Origin of the sequence: Bradyrhizobium sp. 61 (assembly GCF_023073075.1) — a bacterium.
GTDB classification, from domain to species: domain Bacteria; phylum Pseudomonadota; class Alphaproteobacteria; order Rhizobiales; family Xanthobacteraceae; genus Bradyrhizobium; species Bradyrhizobium barranii.
Genome location: NZ_JADPIU010000082.1, coordinates 244,313 through 269,993, shown reverse-complemented (window position 1 = coordinate 269,993; position 25,681 = coordinate 244,313). Strand labels below are relative to the sequence as shown.

At 65.3% G+C, this 25,681-nt stretch carries 27 protein-coding genes; 13 read left to right on the top strand and 14 right to left on the bottom strand.

The window, feature by feature from the left end:
- Positions 1 to 16: 16 nt before the first annotated feature.
- Positions 17 to 733: a DNA polymerase III subunit epsilon gene (gene dnaQ, locus IVB46_RS32165; RefSeq protein WP_247306475.1), complete on the top strand. Its 717-nt coding sequence runs from the start codon at positions 17 to 19 to the stop codon at positions 731 to 733.
- Here dnaQ and secB read toward each other — a convergent pair.
- Positions 730 to 1,215 (bottom strand): protein-export chaperone SecB, encoded by a 486-nt coding sequence (gene secB / locus IVB46_RS32160; protein ID WP_247306472.1) that lies wholly within the window; start codon positions 1,213 to 1,215, stop codon positions 730 to 732. The genes dnaQ and secB overlap by 4 nt on opposite strands.
- A 413-nt stretch (positions 1,216 to 1,628) precedes the next feature.
- Between secB and IVB46_RS32155 the strand changes: the two genes are divergently transcribed.
- The 3 genes from IVB46_RS32155 to IVB46_RS32145 are packed head-to-tail and all read left to right on the top strand — an operon-like array spanning position 1,629 to position 4,454.
- Positions 1,629 to 2,336, top strand: coding sequence for a Tim44/TimA family putative adaptor protein (locus tag IVB46_RS32155; RefSeq protein WP_063980275.1), 708 nt, complete (start codon positions 1,629 to 1,631; stop codon positions 2,334 to 2,336).
- Positions 2,314 to 3,867 (top strand): MltA domain-containing protein, encoded by a 1,554-nt coding sequence (locus IVB46_RS32150; RefSeq protein WP_247306469.1) that lies wholly within the window; start codon positions 2,314 to 2,316, stop codon positions 3,865 to 3,867. Before IVB46_RS32155 ends, IVB46_RS32150 begins: the two co-directional genes overlap by 23 nt.
- Entirely contained in the window at positions 3,864 to 4,454 is a 591-nt protein-coding gene (locus IVB46_RS32145; RefSeq protein ID WP_247306448.1) for a Smr/MutS family protein, read from the top strand. The genes IVB46_RS32150 and IVB46_RS32145 overlap by 4 nt, the downstream gene beginning before the upstream one ends.
- On the opposite strand, the gene IVB46_RS32140 is transcribed toward IVB46_RS32145, so the two are convergent.
- From IVB46_RS32140 to hslV, 5 genes are all read right to left on the bottom strand, one after another.
- Positions 4,451 to 5,575, bottom strand: a complete 1,125-nt coding sequence (locus IVB46_RS32140; protein ID WP_247306443.1) for a hypothetical protein — start codon at positions 5,573 to 5,575, stop codon at positions 4,451 to 4,453. The genes IVB46_RS32145 and IVB46_RS32140 overlap by 4 nt on opposite strands.
- A gap of 202 nt (positions 5,576 to 5,777) precedes the next feature.
- On the bottom strand, positions 5,778 to 7,082 hold the full coding sequence (gene hslU, locus IVB46_RS32135) for an ATP-dependent protease ATPase subunit HslU (protein WP_063980271.1): 1,305 nt from the start codon (positions 7,080 to 7,082) through the stop codon (positions 5,778 to 5,780).
- A gap of 49 nt (positions 7,083 to 7,131) precedes the next feature.
- Complete coding sequence (locus IVB46_RS32130) at positions 7,132 to 7,749, bottom strand: DUF2585 domain-containing protein (RefSeq protein WP_247306441.1); 618 nt, start codon at positions 7,747 to 7,749, stop codon at positions 7,132 to 7,134.
- On the bottom strand, positions 7,746 to 8,231 hold the full coding sequence (locus IVB46_RS32125) for a GNAT family N-acetyltransferase (RefSeq protein ID WP_247306438.1): 486 nt from the start codon (positions 8,229 to 8,231) through the stop codon (positions 7,746 to 7,748). Before IVB46_RS32125 ends, IVB46_RS32130 begins: the two co-directional genes overlap by 4 nt.
- A 17-nt stretch (positions 8,232 to 8,248) precedes the next feature.
- Positions 8,249 to 8,809 (bottom strand): ATP-dependent protease subunit HslV, encoded by a 561-nt coding sequence (hslV, locus tag IVB46_RS32120; RefSeq protein WP_028150159.1) that lies wholly within the window; start codon positions 8,807 to 8,809, stop codon positions 8,249 to 8,251.
- A 190-nt stretch (positions 8,810 to 8,999) separates the two neighbouring features.
- Here hslV and hisB point away from each other — a divergent pair, with 190 nt between their 5' ends.
- From hisB to coaA, 7 genes are all read left to right on the top strand, one after another.
- The gene (hisB, locus tag IVB46_RS32115) at positions 9,000 to 9,593 is read left to right on the top strand and encodes an imidazoleglycerol-phosphate dehydratase HisB (protein ID WP_247306436.1); all 594 of its coding nucleotides are present in this window, start codon (positions 9,000 to 9,002) and stop codon (positions 9,591 to 9,593) included.
- A gap of 65 nt (positions 9,594 to 9,658) precedes the next feature.
- Entirely contained in the window at positions 9,659 to 10,189 is a 531-nt protein-coding gene (locus IVB46_RS32110; RefSeq protein WP_028150157.1) for a DUF2628 domain-containing protein, read from the top strand.
- Positions 10,186 to 10,836: an imidazole glycerol phosphate synthase subunit HisH gene (gene hisH, locus IVB46_RS32105; RefSeq protein ID WP_028150156.1), complete on the top strand. Its 651-nt coding sequence runs from the start codon at positions 10,186 to 10,188 to the stop codon at positions 10,834 to 10,836. The genes IVB46_RS32110 and hisH overlap by 4 nt, the downstream gene beginning before the upstream one ends.
- A complete protein-coding gene (gene hisA / locus IVB46_RS32100) occupies positions 10,833 to 11,570 on the top strand; it encodes a 1-(5-phosphoribosyl)-5-[(5-phosphoribosylamino)methylideneamino]imidazole-4-carboxamide isomerase (protein ID WP_247306926.1) in 738 nt (245 codons plus the stop codon). Before hisH ends, hisA begins: the two co-directional genes overlap by 4 nt.
- A gap of 10 nt (positions 11,571 to 11,580) precedes the next feature.
- Positions 11,581 to 12,354, top strand: a complete 774-nt coding sequence (gene hisF / locus IVB46_RS32095; RefSeq protein WP_028150154.1) for an imidazole glycerol phosphate synthase subunit HisF — start codon at positions 11,581 to 11,583, stop codon at positions 12,352 to 12,354.
- Positions 12,355 to 12,432: 78 nt separating this feature from the next.
- Positions 12,433 to 12,753: a phosphoribosyl-ATP diphosphatase gene (locus tag IVB46_RS32090; RefSeq protein ID WP_028150153.1), complete on the top strand. Its 321-nt coding sequence runs from the start codon at positions 12,433 to 12,435 to the stop codon at positions 12,751 to 12,753.
- Between the two features lie 25 nt (positions 12,754 to 12,778).
- Positions 12,779 to 13,735, top strand: coding sequence for a type I pantothenate kinase (gene coaA, locus IVB46_RS32085; protein WP_028150152.1), 957 nt, complete (start codon positions 12,779 to 12,781; stop codon positions 13,733 to 13,735).
- A gap of 280 nt (positions 13,736 to 14,015) precedes the next feature.
- Here the strand turns inward: coaA and IVB46_RS32080 are convergent, their stop codons facing one another.
- The 3 genes from IVB46_RS32080 to IVB46_RS32070 all read right to left on the bottom strand — a co-directional run bounded on the left by IVB46_RS32080 (position 14,016) and on the right by IVB46_RS32070 (position 18,491).
- The gene (locus IVB46_RS32080) at positions 14,016 to 16,250 is read right to left on the bottom strand and encodes an ATP-binding protein (protein ID WP_247306433.1); all 2,235 of its coding nucleotides are present in this window, start codon (positions 16,248 to 16,250) and stop codon (positions 14,016 to 14,018) included.
- Positions 16,251 to 16,369: 119 nt separating this feature from the next.
- The gene (locus IVB46_RS32075; protein WP_247306428.1) at positions 16,370 to 16,843 is read right to left on the bottom strand and encodes a hypothetical protein; all 474 of its coding nucleotides are present in this window, start codon (positions 16,841 to 16,843) and stop codon (positions 16,370 to 16,372) included.
- Positions 16,844 to 16,952: 109 nt separating this feature from the next.
- Positions 16,953 to 18,491 carry a YifB family Mg chelatase-like AAA ATPase gene (locus IVB46_RS32070; RefSeq protein WP_247344252.1) on the bottom strand — a complete coding sequence of 513 codons (1,539 nt, stop codon included), beginning with the start codon at positions 18,489 to 18,491 and terminating at the stop codon, positions 16,953 to 16,955.
- Positions 18,492 to 18,717: 226 nt separating this feature from the next.
- On the opposite strand from IVB46_RS32070, the gene IVB46_RS32065 reads away from it, so the two are divergent.
- Together IVB46_RS32065 and IVB46_RS32060 are read left to right on the top strand one after the other, a co-directional pair.
- Positions 18,718 to 18,963: a PilZ domain-containing protein gene (locus IVB46_RS32065; protein WP_027534981.1), complete on the top strand. Its 246-nt coding sequence runs from the start codon at positions 18,718 to 18,720 to the stop codon at positions 18,961 to 18,963.
- A gap of 79 nt (positions 18,964 to 19,042) precedes the next feature.
- The gene (locus IVB46_RS32060) at positions 19,043 to 19,816 is read left to right on the top strand and encodes a tetratricopeptide repeat protein (RefSeq protein ID WP_247306395.1); all 774 of its coding nucleotides are present in this window, start codon (positions 19,043 to 19,045) and stop codon (positions 19,814 to 19,816) included.
- 82 nt (positions 19,817 to 19,898) lie between these two features.
- Here the strand turns inward: IVB46_RS32060 and IVB46_RS32055 are convergent, their stop codons facing one another.
- The 5 genes from IVB46_RS32055 to gshB all read right to left on the bottom strand — a co-directional run bounded on the left by IVB46_RS32055 (position 19,899) and on the right by gshB (position 25,681).
- Positions 19,899 to 21,191 carry an AAA family ATPase gene (locus tag IVB46_RS32055; RefSeq protein WP_063980258.1) on the bottom strand — a complete coding sequence of 431 codons (1,293 nt, stop codon included), beginning with the start codon at positions 21,189 to 21,191 and terminating at the stop codon, positions 19,899 to 19,901.
- On the bottom strand, positions 21,188 to 21,922 hold the full coding sequence (locus IVB46_RS32050) for a CpaD family pilus assembly protein (protein ID WP_247306392.1): 735 nt from the start codon (positions 21,920 to 21,922) through the stop codon (positions 21,188 to 21,190). The genes IVB46_RS32055 and IVB46_RS32050 overlap by 4 nt, the downstream gene beginning before the upstream one ends.
- A gap of 52 nt (positions 21,923 to 21,974) precedes the next feature.
- Positions 21,975 to 23,492 carry a type II and III secretion system protein family protein gene (locus tag IVB46_RS32045; protein ID WP_247306389.1) on the bottom strand — a complete coding sequence of 506 codons (1,518 nt, stop codon included), beginning with the start codon at positions 23,490 to 23,492 and terminating at the stop codon, positions 21,975 to 21,977.
- 13 nt (positions 23,493 to 23,505) lie between these two features.
- Positions 23,506 to 24,321, bottom strand: a complete 816-nt coding sequence (cpaB, locus tag IVB46_RS32040) for a Flp pilus assembly protein CpaB (protein ID WP_063980255.1) — start codon at positions 24,319 to 24,321, stop codon at positions 23,506 to 23,508.
- A gap of 415 nt (positions 24,322 to 24,736) precedes the next feature.
- Complete coding sequence (gshB, locus tag IVB46_RS32035) at positions 24,737 to 25,681, bottom strand: glutathione synthase (RefSeq protein WP_247306386.1); 945 nt, start codon at positions 25,679 to 25,681, stop codon at positions 24,737 to 24,739.

Genomic DNA, 25,681 nt, shown 5'->3' with positions numbered 1-25,681 from the left:
ACACGGCCTCTTGATCATGCGTGAAATCGTTCTCGACACCGAAACCACTGGCCTCGATCCGCTCCGCGGCGATCGGTTGGTCGAAATCGGCTGCGTCGAGATTTTCAACCGTATGCCGACGGGCCAGACGTATCACGTCTATATCAATCCCGAACGGGACATGCCGGCGGAAGCCTTTGCGGTGCACGGGCTGTCGGCCGAGTTCCTGTCGACCAAGCCGCTCTTCCACGAGGTCGTCGACGCGTTTCTGGAGTTCATCGGCGATGCGCCGCTGGTGATCCACAACGCTTCGTTCGACATCGGCTTCATCAACGCCGAGCTCGACAAGGTCAAACGTGTCGCGATCCCGCGCGAGCGGCTGGTCGATACGCTGCTGTTGGCGCGGCGCAAGCATCCGGGCGTGTCGAACCGGCTCGACGATCTCTGCTCGCGCTATTCGATCGACAATTCACACCGCACCAAGCACGGCGCGCTGCTCGACGCCGAACTCTTGGCCGAAGTTTATGTCGATCTGGTCGGGGCGCGGCAATCGCAATTGCTCCTCGCTTCGGAAGGCGAGGACATTCGCAGTAATGCGGCTGGCGATGTGCCGCGGCGGCAGCGGACCGTGCCGCTCGCGCCGCGGATTTCCGATGCCGAGCGCGAGGCCCATCGGGCCTTCATCGCAACGCTCGGCGACAAGGCGATCTGGAACGAGTTCCTGCCCGCTCCAGCCGCCCCTCCGGCTGTTTAGGCCTGACCGCTCGTCTGCTGAGCGGCCATTTGCCGCTCCATGTTCTGACGATAGAGACCGACGAAGTCGACCGGATCCAGCATCAGGGGCGGGAACCCGCCGTCGCGCACGGCGGTCGCGATGATCTCGCGGGCGAACGGGAACAGCAGACGCGGGCACTCGATCATGACCAGCGGATGCAAATTCTCCTTCGGCACGTTGGTGATGCGGAACACGCCGGCATAGGCGAGCTCGAACGAGAACATGATCTTACCGGCGGTCTCGGCCTTGCCCTCGACCGACAGCGTCACCTCGAACTCGGTTTCGCTGAGATTGATGGCGCTGACATTGATCTGGATGTTGATCTGGGGCGGCTGGCCCTGCTGCTGGAGCGAGGTCGGCGCGTTCGGATTCTCGAACGAAAGGTCCTTGATATACTGCGCCAGAACGTTGAGCTGGGCAGCATGGGCCGCCTCGGGAGGGGTGCCGTTGCCGTTGGTCATGAGAGTCTCTCCTTACCCGATTTGGGCTGAATTTCGCGGCGGTTGGCTAACATAGGGCCGCCTCACTCCACAAGGACGAACGGCCCCGGATCGGGTATCCGCGCCGCCCCCGCAATTGTGACGTTCACCCGGCCCTCCTGACGAAATCGCGCGTTAAACGATTGAAGATGCGCGATTTCCGGGCAGGATCGGGTTTCCCCTTAAGCATAAAACGCGCTACACTCGGCGCTGTGCCAAAAGGCGCCATTGGCCGGGCAAGATTTCGTGCCTACATCCCGAGGACCAGACGCGCGGACCTAAAATGGTGATGTAGACTTGCCGTTCCCGTATGGAACGGTCTACTGGCCGGATTGATTTTCCCGGCGACGACCTGAGACGGCCCCTTTCAGCGAAGACCAGAAAGCGAATACGACGTGGACATCTACACCATCATCTTCCTGGCGCTGGCGGTCTTCATCTTTCTGAGGCTGCGCAGTGTGCTGGGACAGCGGACGGGTAACGAGCGGCCGCCGTTCGACCGCACCGCCGCCCGCAATGCGCTGGGGGGTGCCCAGGACAAGAACGTCGTGACCATGCCGGGCAAGGTGATCGATCAGGCCCCGCTGGCGCCGACCGCCGAGCCGGCCCCGCCCTCCGATCGCTGGAAGGGCCTGACCGAGCCGGGCACCGCGCTCGCCCAGGGTCTCGACGCCATCGTCGACAAGGATTCCACCTTCGATCCGCGCCATTTCATCTCGGGCGCCCGCGGCGCTTATGAGATGATCGTGCTGGCCTTTGCCAATGGCGACCGCCGCGCGTTGCGCGACCTGCTGTCGTCGGAGGTCTATGACAGCTTCGACGCCGCCATCAAGGAACGCGAGAAGTATGAGCAGAAGACCGAGACGCGTTTCGTCTCGATCGACAAGGCCGAGCTCGTCGGCGCCGAGCTGCGCGACCGCACGGCTCAGCTCACCATACGATTCGTCTCGCAGATGATCTCGGCCACCCGCGACAAGAGTGGCAATATCGTCGACGGTAGTGCGGACACGGTCGCCGACATCACCGACATCTGGACCTTCGCCCGCGATATCACCTCTCGCGATCCAAACTGGAAGCTGGTTGGCACCGGAAGCGCGAATTAAGAATTTCCTGAAGAACAGCGCGACGGCGCTTTGCGCAGGTGCCGTCGTGCTGTCGTCGTTTTCGCTCGGCGCCGAAGCGGCGCGGCGTCACTATCGCAGCCATCACCATCATCTCCCGGCACTTGCCGCCGCCCCGCCGCGCGCCTTGCCCTATCCGCAGCTCCCTTTGCCGTTCGAAATCCCCGGTGCGCAATATCTGCCGCTGACCTGGACGGACGTGAAAGGCTGGAGCGACGACGACCATCTGGCCGCCTACAAGACGTTCCGCGCGAGCTGCCGGACGATCAACGCGCAGACCGGTGCGGCCGAACCGAAGGCGCTTGGCGGCTCGCTGAGCGAGCCCTGCCGGGCCGCCAAGTCGCTCGAGCTCACCGACGACGGCAAAGCCAGGACCTTCTTCGAGGAGAATTTCGCGCCGCTGCGGATCTCGCGCCTCGGCGAGCCCGACGGTTTCGTCACCGGCTATTACGAACCGGTGCTGGAGGGATCGCGGACGCAGACCGACGCCTTCAACGTGCCGGTCTATCGTCGCCCGTCGAACCTGTTCGTGCGCGGCTACAAGCAGGACTCGGTCAGCTTGCCCAACAAGGGCCCGGTCTATCGCAAGATCGGCCGCCGCAAGCTGGTGCCCTATTACGATCGCGGCGAGATCGAGGACGGCAAGATCGCCGGCCGCGGGCTGGAGATCGCCTGGCTGAAGGACCCGACCGATCTGCTGTTCGCCCAGATCCAGGGCTCGGCGCGGATCAAGTTCGACGACGGCGGCACGGTCCGGCTGAATTACGACGCCTATAACGGCTATCCCTACACGGCCGTCGGTCGTGTCCTGATCGAGCGCGGCATCATTCCGAAGGAAGAGATGTCGATGCAGAAGATCAGGGAGTGGATGGCGCAGAACCCCGATGGCGCCAAGGATCTGCGCCGCCAGAACCGCTCCTACATCTTCTTCCGCGAGGTCAATCTGTCCGACAAGGAAGAAGCAGTGGGTGCGCAGGGCATTCCGCTGACCGCCGGCCGCTCGATCGCGGTCGACAAGGCGCTGCACGTCTACGGCACGCCGTTCTTCATCGAGGGCGAGCTGCCGATCGATTCCGAACGCTCCAAGACGCCGTTCCACCGGCTGATGATCGCGCAGGACACCGGCTCGGCCATCATCGGCCCCGCCCGTGCCGATCTCTATTTCGGCGCCGGCGCGGATGCCGGCCGCGTCTCGGGACGGCTGCGCCATCCCATGCACTTCGTCATGTTGGTGCCGAAGGGCCTCGATCCCACGGTGCGCGCCGCGAAGTTGCCGGTGCCGGACCCGCGTCCCTCGGAGAAGATCGCAAGGCTGTTTCCGCAGACCGATCCTGCCAGGGATTCGCCCAAGGATCAGACCAAGCCGGCGGCTCCGGCCGCAGCCGTGGCGCAAGGTAAGGGTGAGACCGTCGCCGTTGCCAATCCGGTCCCGTTGCCGGTGCCGCGTCCCGTGATAGAGCCCGTTCAGGAGCCGCGGCGGCCGGTCAAGAATCGTCCCCATCGGCAGCAATGAAGCGATCGTCCCGTCCGCCCGTGCTGGAGCCTCGTCCCTCGCCGCGCCGCCGTGCGCTGAGCGAGGAGGAGCGCGCGCTGTGGGATGCGGTCGCAAAACAGATCAAGCCGCTGCGGAAGCATCGCGTGGCAAAGACACACGCCCCGCCGCGCACCGAGCCTTCACCGGCAGCGCCGGCTACGCGATCTGCACCGTCGCCACGGCCGATCGCTGCTGCGCCGGCTGTGCGCGTGGCAAAGCCGGCCATGCCGCCGCTGGCACCGCTGGGCAAGCGCGAGCGCATAAAATTGTCGCGCGGCCGCAGCGAGATCGAGGCGCGGCTCGATCTGCACGGCATGACCCAGATACGCGCCCACCGGGCCCTGACCGGCTTCCTACACCGCGCCCATCACGACGGCCTGACCTTCGTGCTCGTCATCACCGGCAAGGGACGGAGCGGCGGCGAAAGCGGCGTGCTCCGCCGCCAGGTGCCGGAATGGCTGAGCCTGCCGGAATTCCGCGCCTTCGTCGTCGGCTTCGAGGAGGCGCATATCGGCCACGGCGGCGAGGGCGCGCTCTATGTGCGGATACGCCGGGCGAGGTATTAGAATGGCCGGACGATTCCGACGCGCGGGATCAGTGTGATGATCAGGCCGAAGATATTTGTCTTCCGATCCTCCGACGCGATCAGCGGTGCATTGTATTTGGCCGGCAGCATCTTCACCGCATGCAGGATCAGGAACAGGCAGACCGCCCAGTTCGAGATCCAGCGCGAATAGTCGAACACCATCGCAAACATCACGAGATAGGCGAGGCTGATGCCGATCAGCGCCGTGACGACGAGGCGCCGGTGCAGGTCGTTCGCGAGCGCGCCGATCAGGCCGGCAAAACAGCGCCAGAGTGGCGTGTGCAGCCAGATCAGCAGGGCAAACACCGGCACGCCGAGGATGTTGTGTGGCAGGCGGCCCCAGGTATCCGAAACCTCCTTCGCCAGCGGCTGGTACCAGATGTAGGCGAATTGCAGCAGGTCGGTTCGCGCCGGATCAGCCATCCGGGTCTTCAGGTAGGCAACGAAATCCGCTTCCGGGATCGGCATCGTTCCCAGGAATTGCGCCGCGAAGAACAGCGCGCTCACGCAAAGCAGCGCGACCAAACCGAACACGACATTCGCTCTGGTGACGCCATGCGTGAGGTAGTGCCTGATCACGACGATGGTGATGATCGTCGGCACATACATCAGCAGATGAATGTGGTGGATCAGCACGAGGACGATCGAGAACAGCGCGGCCGTTGCGACGAACAGCAGCGAGCCCGCCGGCATCAGCAGCAGGATGATCGTCAGTGCGCAGCCATAGATGTCGAAATGGCCGAGCGTGTGCATGAAGTTCTTGAGAAAGAACGGCGAGCCCGCGGTGAAGACGAACAGCGGCAGCGTCCTCTCGGTGAAGCCGAACGTCTTCTGAAATAATCTGGCGTACAGCCCAAGCGTCACCAGCCACGTCGCCCCGCCGAGCGCGAACACCAGCCAAACCGGCACCTTGTCCGTGAACAGCGCGACGATGGCGCCGATCAGCGCCCGCTTGATGAAGCCGAAATGATAGTCGACGAGGAGGTGGATGTAGGGGACGTAAGGCGGCAGCTGGATCTTGTGGACGAACACGCCGACGATGACCGCCGCGTTGATCGCGAGCAGGAGACGCCAGGGATTTTTTTGAATCTGAGCGATCACGCCGCACCCGAACTGACGCGATCTACCTCCGCCGTCGTCCCGGACAAGCGAGCACAGCGAGCGCAGATCCGGGACCCATAACCACAGGAAGTCGTTCGAGCCGGGATCGTGGTCGCCATCTGTTTCAACGAGAGCCGCTGGTGGTTATGGGTCCCTGCTTTCGCAGGGACGACAGCGGCATCAATAGCGCGGCAGCGCCGAATTACAAAATGAACCGGCTCAGATCCGCGTTCTTGGCGAGGTCGCCGACGTGCTTCTGGACGAAATCCGCATCGACCTTGACGGTCTCGCCGCTGCGGTCGGGGGCGGTGAAGGAGATTTCGTCCAGCACCCGTTCCATCACCGTCTGGAGCCGCCGCGCGCCGATGTTCTCGACGGTGGAATTGACGGCCACCGCGACGTCGGCCAGCGCGTCGATGGCGTCGGCGGTGATGTCGAGCGTCACGCCCTCGGTCTGCAGCAACGCGATATATTGCTTGATCAGCGAGGCCTCGGGCTCGGTCAGGATGCGCCGCATGTCGTCGCGGGTCAGTGCCTGCAGTTCGACGCGGATCGGCAGGCGGCCCTGCAATTCCGGCAACAGGTCGGACGGTTTCGCGACGTGGAAGGCGCCGGACGCGATGAACAGGATGTGATCGGTCTTCACCGCGCCGTGCTTGGTCGAGACCGTGGTGCCTTCGATCAGCGGCAACAGGTCACGCTGCACGCCCTCGCGCGAGACGTCGCCGCCGACCCGGCCGTCGCGCGCGCAGATCTTGTCGATCTCGTCCAGGAACACGATGCCGTTGTTCTCGACCGCGCTGATCGCTTCCAGCGTGAGCTGGTCGGTATCCAGCAGCTTGTCGGATTCCTCATTGACGAGGATCTCGTGCGAGTTCTCCACCGTCAGGCGCCGCGTCTTGCTGCGCCCGCCCAGCTTGCCGAAGATGTCGCCGAGCGACACCGCGCCCATCTGCGCACCGGGCATGCCGGGAATCTCGAACATCGGCATGCCGCCGCCCGAGGACTGCGTCTCGATCTCGATTTCCTTGTCGTTGAGCTCGCCGGCGCGCAGCTTCTTGCGGAACGATTCGCGCGTTGCCTGGCTGGAATTGGCGCCGACCAGCGCGTCGAGCACGCGCTCCTCGGCGGCGAGCTGCGCGCGGGCCTGCACGTCCTTGCGCTTGCGCTCACGCACCTGGGCGATCGCGACCTCGACGAGATCGCGCACGATCTGCTCGACGTCGCGGCCGACATAGCCGACCTCGGTGAATTTCGTCGCTTCCACCTTCAGGAACGGCGCATTCGCGAGCTTGGCGAGCCGTCGCGCGATCTCCGTCTTGCCGACGCCGGTGGGGCCGATCATCAAGATATTCTTCGGGAGTACCTCTTCGCGCAAGGAGCCGGAGAGCTGCTGCCGCCGCCAGCGGTTACGCAGCGCGATCGAGACGGCGCGCTTGGCATCGGCCTGGCCGACGATGAAACGGTCGAGTTCGGAGACGATTTCGCGGGGAGAGAAGTCTGTCATGGGACCTTAGCTAGGATCAGATGCGGGTCGGGACAAGCCGCATTTTACGTCAGATGATGGGCGGACCCGATTGCCATTGCTTCACGGCGTCGATCGGATGGATCAGCATCAGGATATTGAGCGTCAGATTGTCGCGAATGTGAAGCGCCAGCATGATTTCGAAGGCGAGCCCGAGCAGGACGGTCACGGGTACAGGCAGCACGCGCGCGGCGAGGAACCCCATCATCATGGCCAGATTGTCAGAAATCGAATTGACGATGCTGTCGCCGAAATAATCCAGCGAGATCGTGCCGGCACGGTAGCGTTCGATGATGAAGGGCGAGTTCTCGACGATCTCCCAGGCGCCTTCGATCAGCATGGCGACGATCAGCCGTGCCGGCCAGGACAGTTGCAGGAACGGCAGGCGCGCGAACAGCAGCCAGGTCAAGCCGTAGAACAGGAAGCCATGCAGGATGTGAGAGAAGGTGTACCAGTCCGTGATGTGCTGCGAATTTTCGGAGCTGTTCACCACGCCATGCCAGAGCTTTACATAGCCGCAGGTGCAGATCGGCACCCGCCCCATCGCGAACAGGATCGAGGCCTGCAGCGCCAGCAGCAGCAGTGCGATGCCGACCCAGGCCAATGGCGGTACGGCGACCTTGCTCTCGTGCGTGCTGGTCAGCGTCACAGCTCGCGCACCATCAGAAGCGCCGTCCCGTCCGGCGTCTCGACCATGCGGTCGCGGACGAAGCCGGCCTTCTCATAGGCGCGCACGGCACGTGCGTTGAGCGGATCGGGATCGGTGACGATGCGTGGCAGGCCCTGCCGCAACTGGCCGTCGACGAACTGGCGGATGAACGCGGAGCCGTGGCCGCGCGCGATCATGTCGCTTTCGCCGATGAACTGGTCGATCCCACGGGTGCCCTCCGGTTGCGGCCCGAAGCCGGTATTCCAGGCTGTCAGGCGATAGCATTGAAGATAGCCGAACGGGTGGGTGCCAGCCAACACGATGAACTGGTCCATCGCCGGCTCATTGAGATCGCCGCTCACCAGCAAGAACTGCTCGTCCGGATCGCCCCACCACTCCCGCACATGCACCTCGCCCAGCCACCGCCGGATCAGCGGCAAATCGGCCGGGCTCATCGGGCGGAAGGTGTAGGCGGGCGCCATGTCCTGTTCGGTCTGGCCTAGCCGGTCGCCAGGCTTTCGATGGTCAGATTGCGGTTGGTGTAGACGCAGATGTCGGCGGCGATATCGAGGGAGCGGCGGACGATGGTCTCGGCATCCTTGTCGGTGTCGATCAAGGCCCGCGCAGCGGCCAGGGCGTAATTGCCGCCGGAGCCGATCGCCATGACCCCGGCCTCGGGCTCCAGCACGTCGCCAGTGCCTGTCAGCACCAGGGAGACGTCCTTGTCGGCCACGATCATCATGGCCTCCAGGCGGCGCAGATAGCGGTCGGTCCGCCAGTCCTTGGCGAGCTCCACCGCGGCCCGGGTCAGCTGCCCCGGATACTGCTCGAGCTTGGATTCCAGCCGCTCAAAGAGCGTGAAGGCGTCGGCCGTGGCGCCTGCAAAGCCGCCGATGACGTCGCCCTTGCCGAGTTTTCGCACTTTTTTGGCGTTGGACTTGATCACGGTCTGGCCGATCGAGACCTGGCCGTCGCCGCCGATCACCACCTTGCCGCCCTTGCGGACCGTCAAAATCGTGGTGCCGTGCCAGCCCGGCGCGCTGTTCTGGGAATCCTGCATCAAATACCTCGTTGTCGGACCTGATTTAGGCGGTCGGGACCGACCGTACAACGGGCCGCTCCGGGCCCATTTCGCTCACCATAGGCAGAAGTAGAGGCCCGGCCAGCCGTTCCCGCAGTAGCGAAGGCGTCATTTGACTGTTAAAAGACCGCCGTTTTCGGTCCAAAACCAGAATGGAAACCGCTTTTCAATGCGCACCGCGACGATCAAGCGCAAGACCAAGGAAACCGACATCGAGGTCACCGTGAACCTCGATGGCACCGGCGTGTCCAATATCGCGACCGGCATCGGCTTTTTCGACCATATGCTCGATCTCCTCGCCCGCCATTCCCGCATCGACCTCACGGTCAAGGCGGTCGGCGATTTGCACATTGATCATCACCATACCACCGAAGACACCGGCATCGCGCTCGGCCAGGCGGTCAAGCAGGCGCTCGGCAACATGGCGGGCATCACCCGCTATGCCGGCGTGCACATGCCCATGGACGAGACGCTGTCGCGCGTGGTCATCGACATCTCGGGCCGTCCGTTCCTGGTGTTCAAGGCCGACTTCCCCCGCGACAAGATCGGCGAGTTCGATACCGAGCTGGTGCGCGAGTGGTTCCAGGCCTTCGCCATGAACGCCGGCGTGACTCTCCACGTCGAGACCCTATATGGCGATAACAGCCACCATATCGCCGAGTCCTGCTTCAAGGGCCTGGCGCGGGCGCTGCGCACGGCCGTCGCGATCGATCCGAAGGCTGCGGGCGAAATCCCGTCCACCAAGGGCTCGCTCGGCGGCTGACGTCTTTCGGCCCGCGGCACGCGCCGCTTGCGGTATCACTGAATTCCTAGGAACGGGGCATCACCATGCCTGTCTACACAGTTCATGCTCCCTCCCCTGCCGGAGCCGATCTGCGCGCGACCGACAAGTTCGTGTTCGTGCGCGACGGTTTTCATTTCTGGGCGATGGTTCTCGGCCCGTTCTGGCTGCTCTGGAACAGGCTCTGGCTGGCGCTGATCGGCTGGGTGATTTTCCTGGCTGCATTCGATGCAGGGCTGCATAGCCTCGGCGTTGGCCGCAGCTCGATCTTCCTGGCCAATATGATCATCGCGGTGCTGATGGGTTTCGAGGCCTCGAGCCTGCGCCGCTGGACGCTGTCGCGCGGCAAGTGGCGCCAGCTCGACGTCGTCATCTCCGACGACGAGGACACCGCCGAGCGGCGGTTCTTCGAGCGCTGGAGCCAGAAGCAGCGCGGCATCGTCAACGATCAATGGGCCGTCGATCGCGGCGGCCCGCCGCCAACCCGCAATGTGCCGGGTCAGCAATTCTCGAATCCGCCACCGCTGCCGTCGGGCGGCATCATTGGATTGTTTCCAGAACCGGGAGGGTCAAGATGAGCGTCGCGATCATCGATTACGGTTCAGGCAATCTGCATTCCGCCGCCAAGGCGTTCGAGCGCGCCGCGCGCAGCCTGGAGATTCCGCAAAAGGTCTTCGTCACCAGCGATCCGGATCAGGCCTACGGCGCCGACCGTCTGGTGCTGCCCGGTGTCGGCGCCTTCGCCGATTGCCGGCGCGGGCTCGATGCCGTCAACGGCATGGTCGAGGCGATCACCGAAGCGGTGCGCGTCAAGGCGCGGCCCTTCTTTGGTATTTGCGTCGGCATGCAGCTGATGGCGAGCCGCGGCAAGGAACACGTCATCACCGAGGGCCTGAACTGGGTCGGCGGCGACGTCGAGAAGATCATGCCGCGCGACGAGAGCCTGAAGATCCCGCACATGGGCTGGAACACGCTCGACCTGCTGCGCGAGCATCCGGTGCTGGACAGGCTGCCGCTCGGCCCCAAGGGGCAGCACGCCTATTTCGTGCACTCCTACCACCTCAACGCTGCCAATGAAGCGGACGTGCTCGCGCGCGCCGACTACGGTGGACCCGTCACCGCGATCGTCGCGAAGGACACCGCCATCGGCACCCAATTCCACCCCGAGAAGAGCCAGCGTTTCGGCTTGGCCCTGATCTCGAACTTTTTGCGATGGAAACCGTGATTCTCTTTCCCGCTGTTGACCTCAAGAACGGCCAGTGCGTGCGCCTCGAGCAAGGCGACATGGCGCGTGCGACCGTGTTCAACCTCAATCCCGCAGCGCAGGCGCAGAGCTTTGTCGAACAGGGCTTCGAGTATCTCCACGTCGTCGATCTCGACGGCGCCTTTGCCGGCAAGCCGGTGAATGCGCAGGCGGTCGAGGCGATGCTCAAGACGATCAAGATCCCGGTGCAGCTCGGCGGCGGCATTCGCGATCTTGCGACCGTCGAAGGCTGGCTCGACAAGGGCATCACCCGCGTCATTATCGGCACCGCCGCGGTGCGCGACCCTGAACTGGTGAAGGCGGCTGCAAGGAAATTCCCCGGCCGCGTCGCGGTCGGGCTCGATGCCCGCGACGGCAAGGTCGCCGTCGAAGGCTGGGCCGAGACCTCGCAGGTGACGGTGCTGGAAATCGCGCAGCGTTTCGAGGATGCAGGCGTCGCCGCCATCATCTTCACCGACATCGCGCGCGACGGCCTGCTCAAGGGCCTCAACCTCGATGCGACCATCGCGCTGGCGGATGCGATCTCGATTCCCGTGATCGCTTCCGGCGGCCTCGCCTCGATCGAGGACGTCAAGGCGATGCTGACGCCGCGCGCCAGGAAGCTCGCCGGCGCGATCGCCGGCCGCGCGCTTTACGACGGCCGGCTCGATCCCGCCGCCGCCCTCACCCTGATCCGCAACGCGCGCACCGCCTAGGAGCCGACACATGTTCAAGGTGCGCGTGATCCCCTGCCTCGACGTCAAGGACGGCCGGGTCGTCAAGGGCGTCAACTTCGTCGACCTGCGCGATGCCGGCGATCCCGTCGAAGCCGCGATCGCCTATGACGCCGCCGGTGCTGACGAGCTCACCTTCCTCGACATCACCGCGACCCATGAGAACCGCGGCATCATGCTGGACGTGGTCCGGCGCACGGCGGAGGCCTGCTTCATGCCCGTGACCGTCGGTGGCGGCGTGCGCAAGGTTGACGACATCAAGACGCTGCTGCGCGCCGGCGCCGACAAGGTCTCGATCAACAGCGCCGCGGTGTCGCGGCGCGAGTTCGTCAAGGAAGCCGCCGAAAAATTCGGCGAACAGTGCGTGGTGGTCGCGATCGACGCCAAGCGGGTCAAGCGTCCGGGCGGCGATCGCTGGGAGATCTTCACCCATGGCGGGCGCAACTCGACCGGCATCGATGCCATCGAATATGCCCAGGAAGTGGTCTCGCTCGGTGCTGGTGAAATCCTGCTCACCTCCATGGACCGCGACGGCACCCGGCAGGGCTTCGACATCCCGCTGACCCGGGCGATCGCCGACAGCGTTCCCGTTCCCGTGATCGCCTCGGGCGGCGTCGGCAATCTCGATCATCTCGTCGACGGGATCCGCGACGGCCACGCCACGGCTGTGCTGGCCGCCTCGATCTTCCATTTCGGGGAATTCACCATTCGCGAAGCCAAGGAGCACATGGCCCGGCGCGGACTGGCCATGCGCCTCGATGCCTGACGACTCCCGATCATAAAAATGCTACATAGGCCTGCGGGGAATGGCCTCCGTGGCCTTGTGTGTTTTCGAGTAATTCCGATGTCGCGTTTCACGATCCACGATCTGGCCGACACCATCGACGCCCGCGCGGCGGCCGGCGGCGAGGCGTCCTATACCCGCAAGCTCCTGGACAAGGGCGCCGAGCATTGCGCCAAGAAGTTCGGCGAGGAGGCAGTCGAAACCGTAATCGCAGCAGTCGAAAACGATCGCGCGCATCTGATCGCTGAAAGTGCCGACCTGCTCTATCACTTCCTTGTGCTGCTCAAGGCCCGCGGCGTAAAGCTGGAGGAGGTCGAGGCCGCGCTGGACAAGCGGACGAATATGTCCGGATTGGAAGAAAAGGCGTCCCGCAAGGGTTAGTAGATCCCAACGGAAAGGTCGCGTCATGGATATCCGCGCACCCGAGCAGCAGTATAATCCGTACCGCGTCTATACGCGCGAGCAGTGGTCGCGACTGCGCGACGACACGCCGATGACGCTGGAGCCCGGCGAGTTCGACCGGCTGCGCTCACTGCACGATCGCCTGGACTTGCAGGAGGTCGAGGACATCTACCTGCCGCTGTCGCGCCTCCTGTCGATCTATGTCGATGCGATGCAGCGCCTGTATTACGCGGAACGCCAGTTCCTCAACATCCGCGACCGCAAGATGCCCTACATCATCGGCGTCGCCGGTTCGGTTGCGGTCGGAAAATCGACCACGGCCCGCGTGCTCCAGGCGCTGCTGGCGCGCTGGTCGCCGCGTCCGAAGGTTGAACTGATCACCACCGACGGATTTCTGTATCCCAACGCCGTGCTGGAGCGGCAGGGCATCATGCAGAAGAAGGGTTTTCCGGAGAGCTACGACCTGCCGCTGCTGCTCAGCTTCCTCTCCGACATCAAGGCCGGCCGCCGCCACGTACGCGCGCCGGTCTATTCGCATCTGACCTACGACATCGTGCCGAACCAGTGGGCCGAGATCGACCAGCCCGACATCCTGATCGTCGAGGGCGTCAACGTGCTGCAGACCGGCAAGCTGCCGCGCGACGGCAAGGCGGTGCCCGTCGTCTCCGACTTCTTCGACTTTTCGGTCTATATCGACGCCGACGAGGCGGCGCTGCGACAATGGTACATCAAGCGCTTCCTGGCGCTGCGCGACACCGCTTTCACCAATCCAAAATCCTACTTCAACCGCTATGCGCTGTTGTCGGACGAGGAAGCCACCGCCACCGCAATCGCGATCTGGGAACGCACCAACCTCGCCAATCTCGAAGACAACATCCTGCCGACCCGCCCCCGAGCGACGCTGATCCTGAAGAAGGGCGCCGACCACACCGTGGCAAGCGTGGCGCTGCGACGGCTGTAGGCCGCGGTGCCGTGGTATCGTAGGGTGGGCAAAGGCGCGAAGCGCCGTGCCCACCGTCCATCTCCATTGTGAACGTGAATGGTGGGCACGCGGAGCCTGTCATCGGGCGCGCGTTCGCGCGACCCGTTGGCTTTGCCCACCCTACGGCATTGGTGTTTGGCGCACGCCTGCAGCCACATCGTCATTGCGAGCGCAGCGAAGCAATCCAGAATCTTTCCGCGGAGGGATTCTGGATTGCTTCGTCGCAAGGGCTCCTCGCAATGACGGAGGAGAGACCTTCCTACACCGCCAGATGCCGCGCCGCCGCCAGCCCGGCCAGCGCCTCGTCCAGCTTGTCGCGATCGAGCGGCTTGATCAGAAACCCGTTCATGCCGGCCTCGAAACAGGCATAGCGATCCTCCACCAGCGTATTGGCGGTGAGCGCGAGGATCGGCGTGTGGTGGCCGCCTTTGGCGGCCTCATGCGTGCGGATGCGTTTCGTCGCCTCGATGCCGTCGAGCTGCGGCATCTGGATGTCCATCAGCACGAGATCGTAGGGCGTGCCGGCGGATGACGCGGCGAGCCAGGATTCCAGCGCCGCCTCGCCATGAACGGCGATGACGACGCGGTGGCCGAGCTTGGTCAGCAGCGAGCGCATCAGCAGCGCGTTGATCTCGTTGTCTTCGGCGACGAGGATCGACAGGCCCGTTGCCGTTACGACGCCGGCGGGGGAGGCGGTCGGCGGCTCCGGCGCCAGTTCGGGCGAGGCGACCTCCGGCGTCAGCGCGAGACGCGCCGCGAGCGAAGCCGCGCGCAGCGGCTTGATCAGGAAGCCCGTGAAGGAAGCTGAAAATGTCTCGTGACGCGAGCTCGACGTCAGCAGCACCAGCCGCTGCGTCGCATGCTTGCGCGCGACCTCGCCGAGATGGTCGGCGATGGCGGCGCCGATCGCACGATCGACCAGCACCGCATGCCATGAGCGCTCCGGCAGCAGCGCCTCTGCGACGGCTCCATCCGAGACGAGGCAGATCTGTCCGCCCCAGCGCTCCAGCCGCCGCGCGATCAGCGAGGCCTCGATGCCGTCGGCGATCAGGAGGATCGACTTGCCGGTGAGGTCGGGGCTTGGGAACGCCGTCTGTCCCGCGCCGGATTGCGATGGCGGAAGCGGGATCGCGACCTCGAAGGTCGAACCCTTGCCCGGCTCACTCTCCAGGGTGATGCGGCCGCCCATGCGCTTGACGATGCGTTCGCTGATGGCAAGGCCGAGCCCGGTGCCGCCATAGGTGCGGGCGACGCGCTCGTCGGCCTGCTCGAATTCTCGGAAGATGCGCGTTCGCGCCTCGGGGGCGATGCCGATGCCGGTGTCGCGCACCAGAAAACTGATCTCGTTCGGCCAGATGCCGGGTTCGACGATCAGCGCGACACCGCCGGTCGCGGTGAACTTGATGGCGTTGCCGGCGAGGTTGAGCAGCACCTGGCGCAACCGCGCGGCATCGCCGACGACCTCGAGCGGCAGGCGCTCGTCGACATAGGCGGCGATCTCGAGCGTCTTTGCCTGCGCGCGCGGCGCGAGCAGCTCGGTGATCTCCTCGATCATGGTCGAGAGCGCGAACGGGCGTTGGTCGAGATCGAGCTTGCCGGCCTCGATCTTGGAATAGTCGAGCAGTTCCTCGATCAGCGCCATCAGCGCTTCGCCGGAGGTTTTCACCGCCCTGGCATAGGTCGTCTGCTCCGGCGTCAGCGTGGTGTCGAGCAACAGGCCGCCCATGCCGATGATGCCGTTGAGCGGCGTGCGGATCTCATGCGAGGCCATCGCCAGGAAGCGCGACTTGGCGCGGTTGGCGGCATCGGCCTGGTCGCGCGCGTCCGACAGCGCGCGCTCGGTCTCGGTGCGGTCGGTGACGTCGCGTCCGACGCTCTGCAGTTCGGCGGGCTGGCCGGCATCGAGACGGACATAGCCCTCGCGCCAGGCGATCCAGCGCGCGCCGTGCGGGGTGGTGATCCTCTGGTCGTGAATGCGCGTGCCGTTGCTTTCGCGGGCGCTGTCGCCCTGCTCGAGGACGTCGAAATCGAAACGCGTGCCGACCAGCACGTTGCGCGCCTGTCCTGCGAGCGCGCAATAGGCGTCGTTGGCGAAGGTGATGCGGCCCTGGTGGTCGCGCAGCACGATCAGGTCACCCTGCTGTTCGAACAGGCTGCGCGCGCGTTCCTCCGCCTCCTTCAGTTCCCAATTGCGGTCGATCAGCGTCTCGTTGTGGGCGGCGAGCTTACGCATCCGCTTGTTGACGAAGCGCAGCCGCATGCTGAGCGTGGCGAGGCCGAGGCAGGCGAGCGCGAACAGGAAGCTCGCACCGACCGCAAACGTATTGGGATCGTAGCCGGAGTTCTCGGAGCGGCTGCCGGAGACAAAGCCATAGGCGCCGCCGAACGTCGCCGAGAAGATCATGAAGGAGCGAATCGCGAACGCGATGCGGGGATGCTGTCGCCTGAAGCGGCGCATGCGCACCTTGATCCGGAACGTCCGATCCATCGCCATCGACCCCGACTCTTGCTCCGAAACCCCGCGTCGCCAATTGCGACGATGTCTCGCCGACCTTGCGAACAGCTTGAGGCTTTGGTTCGGCCTCCAAACAGGGTTGACGAGGTGTTAACGCTTCAGAGCGAGGCGGCCTGGAGCGGGAGCGGGCGGTGGCCGCCATTGGCGCCGACGATCAGCGCCGCGGCCTCGCGCTGCGAAAAGGTCTTGGAGCGCACATAGATTCGATAATCGGCCGGCCCGTCGGTGGACAGGTAAATCACCGGACCGCCGTCGACCGGCTCCGCGGCAATCGTGACGAGGCGCGTCACCGGATTGGCCTGACAGGAGTCCGGTTCGGAGCCGAGACCGTCGTCCACGACCGCGAAGTCCGCCGCGTCCGGATCGTCGGTGATCTGAACCCGCACCGTGGCCCGCGACAGATCGTCGGTGAAGGCGATATGGACGCCGGCCGTCCAGAACAGGGATGTCAGCTCGACTGAAGTCTCGCCCAGCGCGATGCAGGGATGCGAGACCGATCCGATCTCGCCGCGGGCGAACACCGCGGCCGCCAGCAGGGGAACAACCGAGGCCAGGATCTTGAAACGCAACATGACACTCTACTCGCCCGGCCCGGTGTGGACTCGTACTGGGAACGCTTGGGCCTTATGGTTTGCAGAGCGTAAAGGAAACTCGTTACCGCCGGGTTGATGCGCGGAAGGATCAGGCCATCTGCCGCACATCCTCCGCGAGTGCGCGGTAGGACAGCGCCTCGGCGAGATGCAGCCGACCGATCTTCTCGGCGCCGTCGAGATCGGCGAGCGTGCGCGCCACCCGCAGCACGCGGTGATAGCCGCGCGCCGACAGCCGCATGGTCTCGGCGGCATCGCGCAGCAATTTGGCGCCTTGCGCATCCGGCTTGGCGACGTCTTGCAACACCGAGGCCGGCGCCTCGGCATTGGTGCGAACATACGGCAGGCCCGCATCCGCGTAACGCGCGAGCTGGATGTCGCGCGCGGCTGCGACGCGCGCAGCGACTTCCGCCGAGCCCTCGGCCGGCGGCGGCAGGATCAGATCCGCGGCGGTCACCGCGGGAACCTCGATGCGCAAATCGATGCGGTCCATCAGCGGACCGGAGATGCGCGCCTGGTAGTCGCCGGTGCAGCGGTCGATGCGGCCGCGCTTGCAGGCATAGCCGGGCTCGAACGCATGGCCGCAGCGGCACGGATTCATCGCCGCGACCAGCATGAAGCGCGCCGGATAAGTCACGCGATGATTGGCGCGGGAGACGGAGACCTCGCCGTTCTCCAGCGGCTGGCGCAGCGAATCCAGCACGCGCGGATCGAATTCGGGCAGCTCGTCGAGGAACAGCACGCCCTGGTGCGCAAGCGAGATCTCGCCGGGCTTTGCGCGGATGCCGCCGCCGGTGAGCGCGGCCATGCTGGCGGAATGATGCGGCGAACGGAACGGCCGCCGCGCGGTCAACGCGCCGCCCTCGATCTCGCCGGCAACGGAGGCGATCATGGAGACTTCGAGCAATTCGCCCGGCGACAGCGGCGGCAGGATCGAGGGCAGGCGCGCCGCCAGCATCGACTTGCCGGCACCGGGCGCGCCGATCATGAGCAGGTGATGTCCGCCGGCGGCCGCGATCTCCAGCGCGCGCTTGGCGCTCTCCTGGCCCTTGATGTCGCGCAGGTCGAGCGGGGAGGCGGCGACCTCGTGCACGCGCGGCGTGGGCCGCGACAGCACCTGCGTGCCCTTGAAATGGTTGGCGATCTGGATCAGCGATTGTGCCGCGATGATCTGGATGTCCGGGCTCGCCCACGCCGCTTCCGAGCCGCAGGCTGCCGGACAGATCAAGCCTTCCTCGCGCACATTGGCGCCGATTGCGGCGGGAAGCACGCCGGCCACCGGCGCGATCGAGCCGTCGAGACCGAGCTCGCCGAGAACGGTAAAACCGGTCAGCGCATCCGGCGGGATCGCGCCGATCGCGGCCATCAGCCCGAGCGCGATCGGCAGGTCGTAATGGCTGCCCTCCTTGGGCAGGTCGGCGGGCGCCAGATTGACGATGATCCGCCGCGCCGGCAGCGCCAGCCCCGAGGCGATCAGCGCCGAGCGGACGCGCTCCCGTGCCTCCGACACCGCCTTGTCGGGCAGGCCGACGATGGCGAAAGCCGGCAGGCCGGGCGCGACCTGCACCTGCACGTCGACCGCGCGGGCCTCGATCCCCTCAAAGGCGACGGTAGAAACCCGCTGAACCATGCCCGAACCAGCCTGCCCTCTCGTACAATTAGGGGTAGCAGAGCCCGATCTTTCTTGCAAGAACAATACGAGAACAACCCGAGGGCCCGGAAAACCCTAACCGGTCGTAAACATCACGCAGACACTACGCCTCGAATGCGAGCGGCTCTCATCAGCACATCCCAACGAATGTTCGCTACTCCTAGAGCTGCGGGATGGGCCGTGATCTAACGGGTGAACAATTCAAATGCTTGCAAATCGCCGCAGAAGCGAACGACGGGTGTGCACTCGGCTCGCCAAGATTCACTTTGGCGCGGGCTCGCTGCCGAGGGATTGCACGATCACGGATATCTCGGATGGCGGCGTGAAAGTGGTGGCGGAGTTTCTGGAAGTGCCGCCGCAATTCACCATCATCTTCGCGCCCGATTATTCCCGCCAATGCCGCCTGCGCTGGCGCATCGGCTGCGAATTCGGCGCCGAGTTCACCGATTGAGCCGGACGGGCCGGGTTCCTTAACTGGACTTTAGCGTTAATCGGTAAGCATCGCTGATCAGTCGCCGAGTGATCAGAGTATGCCCAAGCGTTCGTCCCTTGCCTCTCCGCCGGCGAGATTCCTGCTTTCCGCGCTCGTGATGCTTGCCCTCGGCGGCTGCCAGACCACGAGTCTGGAGGACATCACCGGCGCGCTCGGTGGCAAGTCGGAAACGGCTGGCAGGGCCGATCCGAAGCCGGACATGGACGCGCTTCGCGAGCGCTATCGCGCCAAGCCTTCCGATCCCAACGTCGTGCTCGAATATGGCATGGCGCTGCGCGAGACCGGCCAGCGCGCCCAGGCGGTTGCGGTGATGGAGCAGGCCGTGCTCGCCCATCCCAGCAACAAGGCGCTGCTCGCCGGCTACGGCCGCGCGCTCGCCGACAGCGGTAATTTCCAGCAGGCTTTCGACGTGCTGAGCCGCGCGCATACGCCTGAGGATCCGGACTGGCGCATCCTGTCGGCGCAAGGCGCGGCGCTCGATCAGCTCGGTCGCAACGAAGAGGCGCAGCAATATTATTCGGCAGCGCTGAAGATCGTGCCCGAGGAGCCGCAGGTTCTGTCCAATCTCGGCCTGTCCTACATGCTCCAGAACAATCTGCCGCGGGCCGAGGAAACGCTGCGCCGCGCCTATGAGCGCAATCGCGCCGATTCCCGCGTGCGCGCCAATCTGGCGCTCGTCGTGGGACTGCAGGGAAAGCAGGCCGAGGCCGAGACCATCGTGAAGGCCGACCTGCCGCCGGATCAGGCCGCGGCAAAGGTCACGGCGCTGCGGCAGTTGCTGGCGAAGAAGCAGCAGCGGGCGGACAAATAGCCCGCCCTCGTCTGGATTCTTTTTTTTGACGCGTTGTCCTGGCGCGACCCGGTATTCACTTCGCTCGAAAACGCTTTCGCCCTTACGACACCTTGCGATGCGGAGCTGAACCGCGACCCGCCCTGCCCTTGAGCCTCTTCAGGAGCGGCCCGAGCAGCGAGCGCTTCGGCTTCTTCACCTCGCCGCGCCCGGCGAGGCGGTTCGCCATGTTCTGGAACAGAAGGGTGGTGCGGTGGTTCTTGGAGACTTCCGCGATCATCTGGCCGTTATTGGCCGCGGTCGAGAACAGTTTCGAGTCGAACGGGATCGCCGCGATCGGCTGGCTCTCCATGGTCTTGGCGAACGCCTTGACGTCGATCTCCGCGCGCTTGTGCATGCCGACCTGGTTGATGCAGTACAGCGGCGGACGGTCATTGGGCCGTGCCGCCTTGAGCACGCTCAGCATGTTCCTGGTGTTGCGCAGATTGGCCAGATCGGGCTCGGCCACGATCACGATATCGTCGGCATTGACGAGCGCGCGGCGCGTCCAGCCCGACCATTGGTGGGGAACGTCGAGCACGATGCAGGGCGTCGTCATGCGCAGCGTGTCGAAGATCGCATCAAAAGCTTCGGCGCCGAAATCGTAGACGCGGTCGAGCGTTGCGGGCGCGGCGAGGAGACTGAGGCGCTCGGTGCATTTGGCGAGCAGGCGCTCCATCAGCGCCGTGTCCGGCCGGTCCTGCGAGAGCACCGCGTTGGCGATGCCCTGCGCCGGGTCCTGGTTGTAGTCGAGGCCGGCGGTGCCGAAGGCGAGGTCGAGATCGATCACGACGGAATCGAGCGCGAGGTCGCGCGCGATGGTCCAGGCCACGTTGTGCGCGACCGTGGACGCACCGACGCCGCCCTTGGCACCGACCACCGCGATGACGCGGCCGGTGATGATGGCTTCCGACGCCGAGAACAGGCTGCAGATCGAGCGGACGACGTCGAGGGTTTCGACCGGTCCCACCACGTAGTCGTTGACGCCGCGGCGGACCAGTTCGCGATAGGGCGCGGTGTCGTTGGGGTTGCCGATCACGACCACGCGGGTGCCGGGATCGCAGACGCCGGCGAGATCGTCGAGGCCCTCGAGGATATCGCGTGTGCCGTCGGATTCGATCACGATGACGTTCGGCGTCGGCATCGTGTCATAGACTTCGATGGCCGCGGCAAGGCCGCCGCCCTTGGCGGTGAGATGCGCCTTGGCGAGACGGCGATCCTGCCCGGCCGCGGTGATCGCGGCGAGCGTCTGCTCGGTCTCGCAAAAGGCCTGTACCGAGATGCGAGGAACCGGCGCAATGTGGTCCTCGGGGTGCCGCGGGTCGTCCGCTTCTTCGTCGTCGTGAAAACTTGTCATTTGCCGGTGTCGCTGAGTTTGGCCTTTTCGGCCTCGGGATACATGGTCGTGGTCGCCATGCCCTTGCGGTAGCGCTCGAAGGCGATCTCGCGCCGTGCGGTGTAGGCAGGCGTCTCCGCCCTCGGCTGCTCGAGGTCGGCGGGGTTGTCGATCATGGCCGCGAGGTTGCGCTGGCTGGCGCAGCCCAGATTGAAGTACGGCCGGTTCTCGTTGTAGCCGGGGTCGAGGATGTTCGGACCGACGTCTTCCGGCCACAGTCCGCAGGGGCCGGCGACCGCGGCGATCTTCGAATAGCTCAGGCGGATGGTCGGCAGCAGTCCGGGATCCTCGGGGCGATAGGGATGCTGGACGATGGCGCGCGACGGCACGCCGCCGGATGCGAGCACCGACCGGATCTCGTGATAGGTCGCCGCCGCGGCGCGCGAATTCGCAGCGTCGCTCGGCACGTCGACGACGACGGAACCGGTGCCTTCGCGCACCCAGTCCCTGGCAATGCCCGCGACGTCCGCGTGCTGCGCGGTGGAGAGGCCGCCGCGCGCCTTGCCGACGAAGATCACGATCGACTTCTTGGCTTCCTGCACCGCGATCGGGTGGCGCTGGCGATAGTCGGTCGGCACTGTCTGGGTGACGATGTCACCGGTGGTGTTGCAGGCGCCGAGCATGACGGAAAGCCCCGTCAGCGCGAGCGCGATCCGCAGCTTGCGACGTCGATCGGCGATCGTTTTCGTCATCGCTTTGTCCCCTCTTGCCCCGTTTCTTGTCCCGGTCCCCAAACCGTCCGTCTCAGTCGATGATGAAGCCGAAATCGCCGCGGCTGCCTTCGATCGGATCGACGCTGCGCGCGATGCCATAGAGCCGGTTCATGCGGCCGAGCAGCGCCGTCTGCGCGTCCGAGGCCGGCGCAAAGCCGTCGTCGGGCCGCGACAATTCCTTCTGGGCGACCGCGCGCACCACATAGGGCGTCACGATCACCATCAGCTCGGTCTCGTTGTTGACGAAGTCCTGGCTGCGGAACAGCGCGCCGATGATCGGCACCTGGTCGACGCCGGGCAGGCCGTTGATCGCCTGCTTGGTCTTCTGCTGGATCAGGCCGGCCATCGCCATCGAGCCCCCGGAGGGAATTTCCAGCGTGGTCTCGGCGCGGCGGGTCTGGACCGAGGGGATGGTGATCGAGTTGCTCGAGGTCGAGGACACCGCCTGCGTCAGCGTGATCGCGTTCGTGTTCGACAGCTCCGAGACCTCGGTCATCACGCGCAGGCTGATACGGCCTTCGCTGAGCACGAGCGGGGTGAAGTTCAGCGAGATGCCGAACTTCTTGTAGGTGACCTGGGTGGTACAGACGTGGGTGACCGGATCGCAAGAATAGCCTGCAGGGATCGGGAATTCGCCGCCGGCGATGAAGGTGGCGGATTCGCCCGAGATCGCGGTCAGGCTCGGTTCGGCGAGCGTGCGCATGACGCCGGCGCTCTCCATCGCGCGCATCGTGGCGCTGACGGTGGCGACACCCTTGGCGAGGCCGGCCACGCCGAGCCCGTTGCTGCCGACGATCGGTCCGCCAGAGACCGAGAACGGGTTGGAATTGTTGAAGTTCACGACCGCCGTCCCGGCATTCAGGCTGGCGCTGAGGTCGACGCCCAGCTGCTTGACGATGTCGCGGCGGACTTCGCCGACGACGACCTTGAGCATCACCTGGTCGCGGCCGCGCACGACGATGTTGTTGACGACCTTGTCAGCGCCGCCAACGAGTTTTGCGGCGACGTCGCCGGCCTGCTGGGCCTCGATCGGGCTCGACACCGAGCCGGTCAGCATCACGCTGTCGCCGACGCCTTCGATCTGCACGCCCGGCAGTGACTGGCGCAGCGCCGTGCGCATGCCGTTGAGATCGCGCTTCACCGCGATGTCGTAGGCGGCAACCTGCTGGCCGTCGGCGGTGAAGAACACGACGTTGGTCTGGCCGACCTGGCCGCCGATGATATAGGCGCGCTGCGACGAGCGGATTACTGCATTGGCGATCTTGGGATCGGCCACCAGCACGTCCTTGACCTCGCGCGGCAGATCGATGACGACGGACTTGCCGACGCCGAGCGACAGCGAGCGCGTGCGTGCAGGTGCGATGGTCGAAACCGGCGACACGCCGAGATCCGGCGCCTGCATCGGCGCCTGGTCGCCGACCGGCGCATCCGCCGCGCTGACGAAGTCGGGGGCTGCGATCAGCCCCAGCATCAGCACCGCCCCCGTCCAGAACGAGCGCGCGCGCTTCCCCCGAATGCGCAGGCCCGTCCGATCATCCCCGTAGTTCATGGTGTCCCCATCATCACTTCTGTGACGTCAGTTGCCGTGCCTGCACCCCGTAGCGGATCACGTTCACGCCGCCGGGCCGTTTGGCCGTCAGGTCTTCGATCGAAATCTCCGACGCGTTGGCATCGGCGATGCTTCGCAACGCGAGCGTCAGCGTGCCGCCCTGGCGCGAGGCCGACAGCGTCGCGACCTGGTCCGGCTTGAGCTCGAGCGTGACGGTCTTGCCGAGCACGGCGTTCTGGCCGTCTTTTTCTTTCGGCGCCTGGTCGATCGCGAGCACACGGATGTTGCTCAGGATGACCTCCGACAGGATCAGGTCGTTGCCGCCGGTCGCGCCGTTGGCGCCATCGGGGTTCTTCAGGCGCCGCGTCAGGACGATGTCGACGCGGTCGTTCGGCAGGATGAAGCCGCCGGCGCCGGTCTCGGCTGAAATCTCGGTGGAGACGGCCCGCATGCCGGAGGGCAGGATCGCGGCCATGAAGCCCGAGCCCTCGGCCCTCACCAGCTTCTGCTCGCGGATCGGTTCGCCCTGCATCAACGGCACGCGCGCGATCGAGCCTGCGATCTGGGTCTGGGCGTCGGGCCTGCTGTCGCGGCGGATGAAGGCGCTGCTCGCGGTCGCCGCCGGCCAGGACTGCCATTGCAGGTCCTCGGGCTTGACGGCCTGGCCGAGCTGGATGTCGTTCTTCGCGATCAGCACCTCGACCGTCGGCAGCTTCTCGGCGACGGGTAGGGCGGGCGCGGGCTTGTTGTCGAAGCCGCTCGCCAGATACGCAGCGACGCCGCCGGCGCCCAGCGCGATGACGAGAACGACAATGCGTGCGGTGTTCATACGCTTCTACTCTTACGCGGGGCACTCGAACCGCACGTGGCGGGTTCCCCTGCGTCGATGAGTAGGGAGTAAAGGTATAAGGGGTGTTGCGAGGCCGAGTGTGATGGCCCGTGACGATGCGCGTTCTGGGCAGATGGTGAACGTCGCGTTATCCGGTCGGCCAGTGGCCCCGTAGATTCACGCAGAGCGGGACGTTCGTTCGAACGATGCGCGCGGCGTCATGGTGAATGGGTGGTTTAGTCATGGGCGCTTCGCGCAGCGTGCGCGGTCGTCGCTCCTCAGGGTGAGGAGCGTACTTCCTCGTGTTTCAATTGATGTCCGTAGCCCGGATGGAGCGAAGCGCAATCCGGGCTCGTGCAGCGCGCGGTGTGATCCCGGATTTCGCTGCGCTCCATCCGGGCTACGAGTGAGCGCCCTACTTCGCCCGCTTCTGCTCGATCACGTCCCAGACCTTCGCCGCGACATCAGGTCCGCCGAGCCGCGCGATGGCGCGGATGCCCGTCGGCGATGTCACGTTGATCTCGGTGAGGTTGCCGTTGATGACGTCGATGCCGACGAACAGCAGGCCGTGCTCGCGCAGCGCCGGGCCAACCGTCGCGCAGATCTCGCGCTCGCGTGGCGTGAGCTCGGTTTCCTGCGCGGCGCCGCCACGCACCATGTTGGAGCGGAGGTCGTCGGCGGCCGGCACGCGGTTGACCGCGCCGGCGAACTCGCCGTTGACCAGGATGATGCGTTTGTCGCCGTGCTTCACCTCGGGGATGAACTGCTGGATCACCCACGGCTCCCTAAACGTCACCGAGAACATGTCGAACAGCGAGCCGAAATTCATGTCCTGCGGCATCACGCGGAACACCGCCGCGCCGCCATGGCCGTGCAGCGGTTTCATTACGACGGCGCCATGCTTGTCGCGAAAGGCGTTGATCTCGTCGAGATCGCGCGAGATCAGCGTCGGCGGCATCAGCTGCGGAAAGTTCATCACGAACAGTTTTTCCGGCGCGTTGCGCACCGAGGCGGGATCGTTGACGACCAGCGTCTTCGGATGGATGCGCTCCAGGAAATGCGTCGAGGTGATGTAGGCGAGATCGAACGGCGGATCCTGGCGCAGCAGCACCACGTCGAAGCCGTTGAGCGCTTCGCGCCTGGGCTCGCCCAGCGTGAAGTGATTGCCGGGCTCGTCGCGCACGGTCAGGAGCTGGATGGGCGCGACGATCTCCTCGCCGACCATCGAGAGCTTGTCGGGCGTGTAATAGGACAGGCCGTGGCCGCGCTTCTGCGCCTCCAGGAGCAGTGCAAAGGTGGAATCGCCCTTGATGTTGATACGGGCGATGGGGTCCATCTGGACGGCGACGTTCAGTTTCAT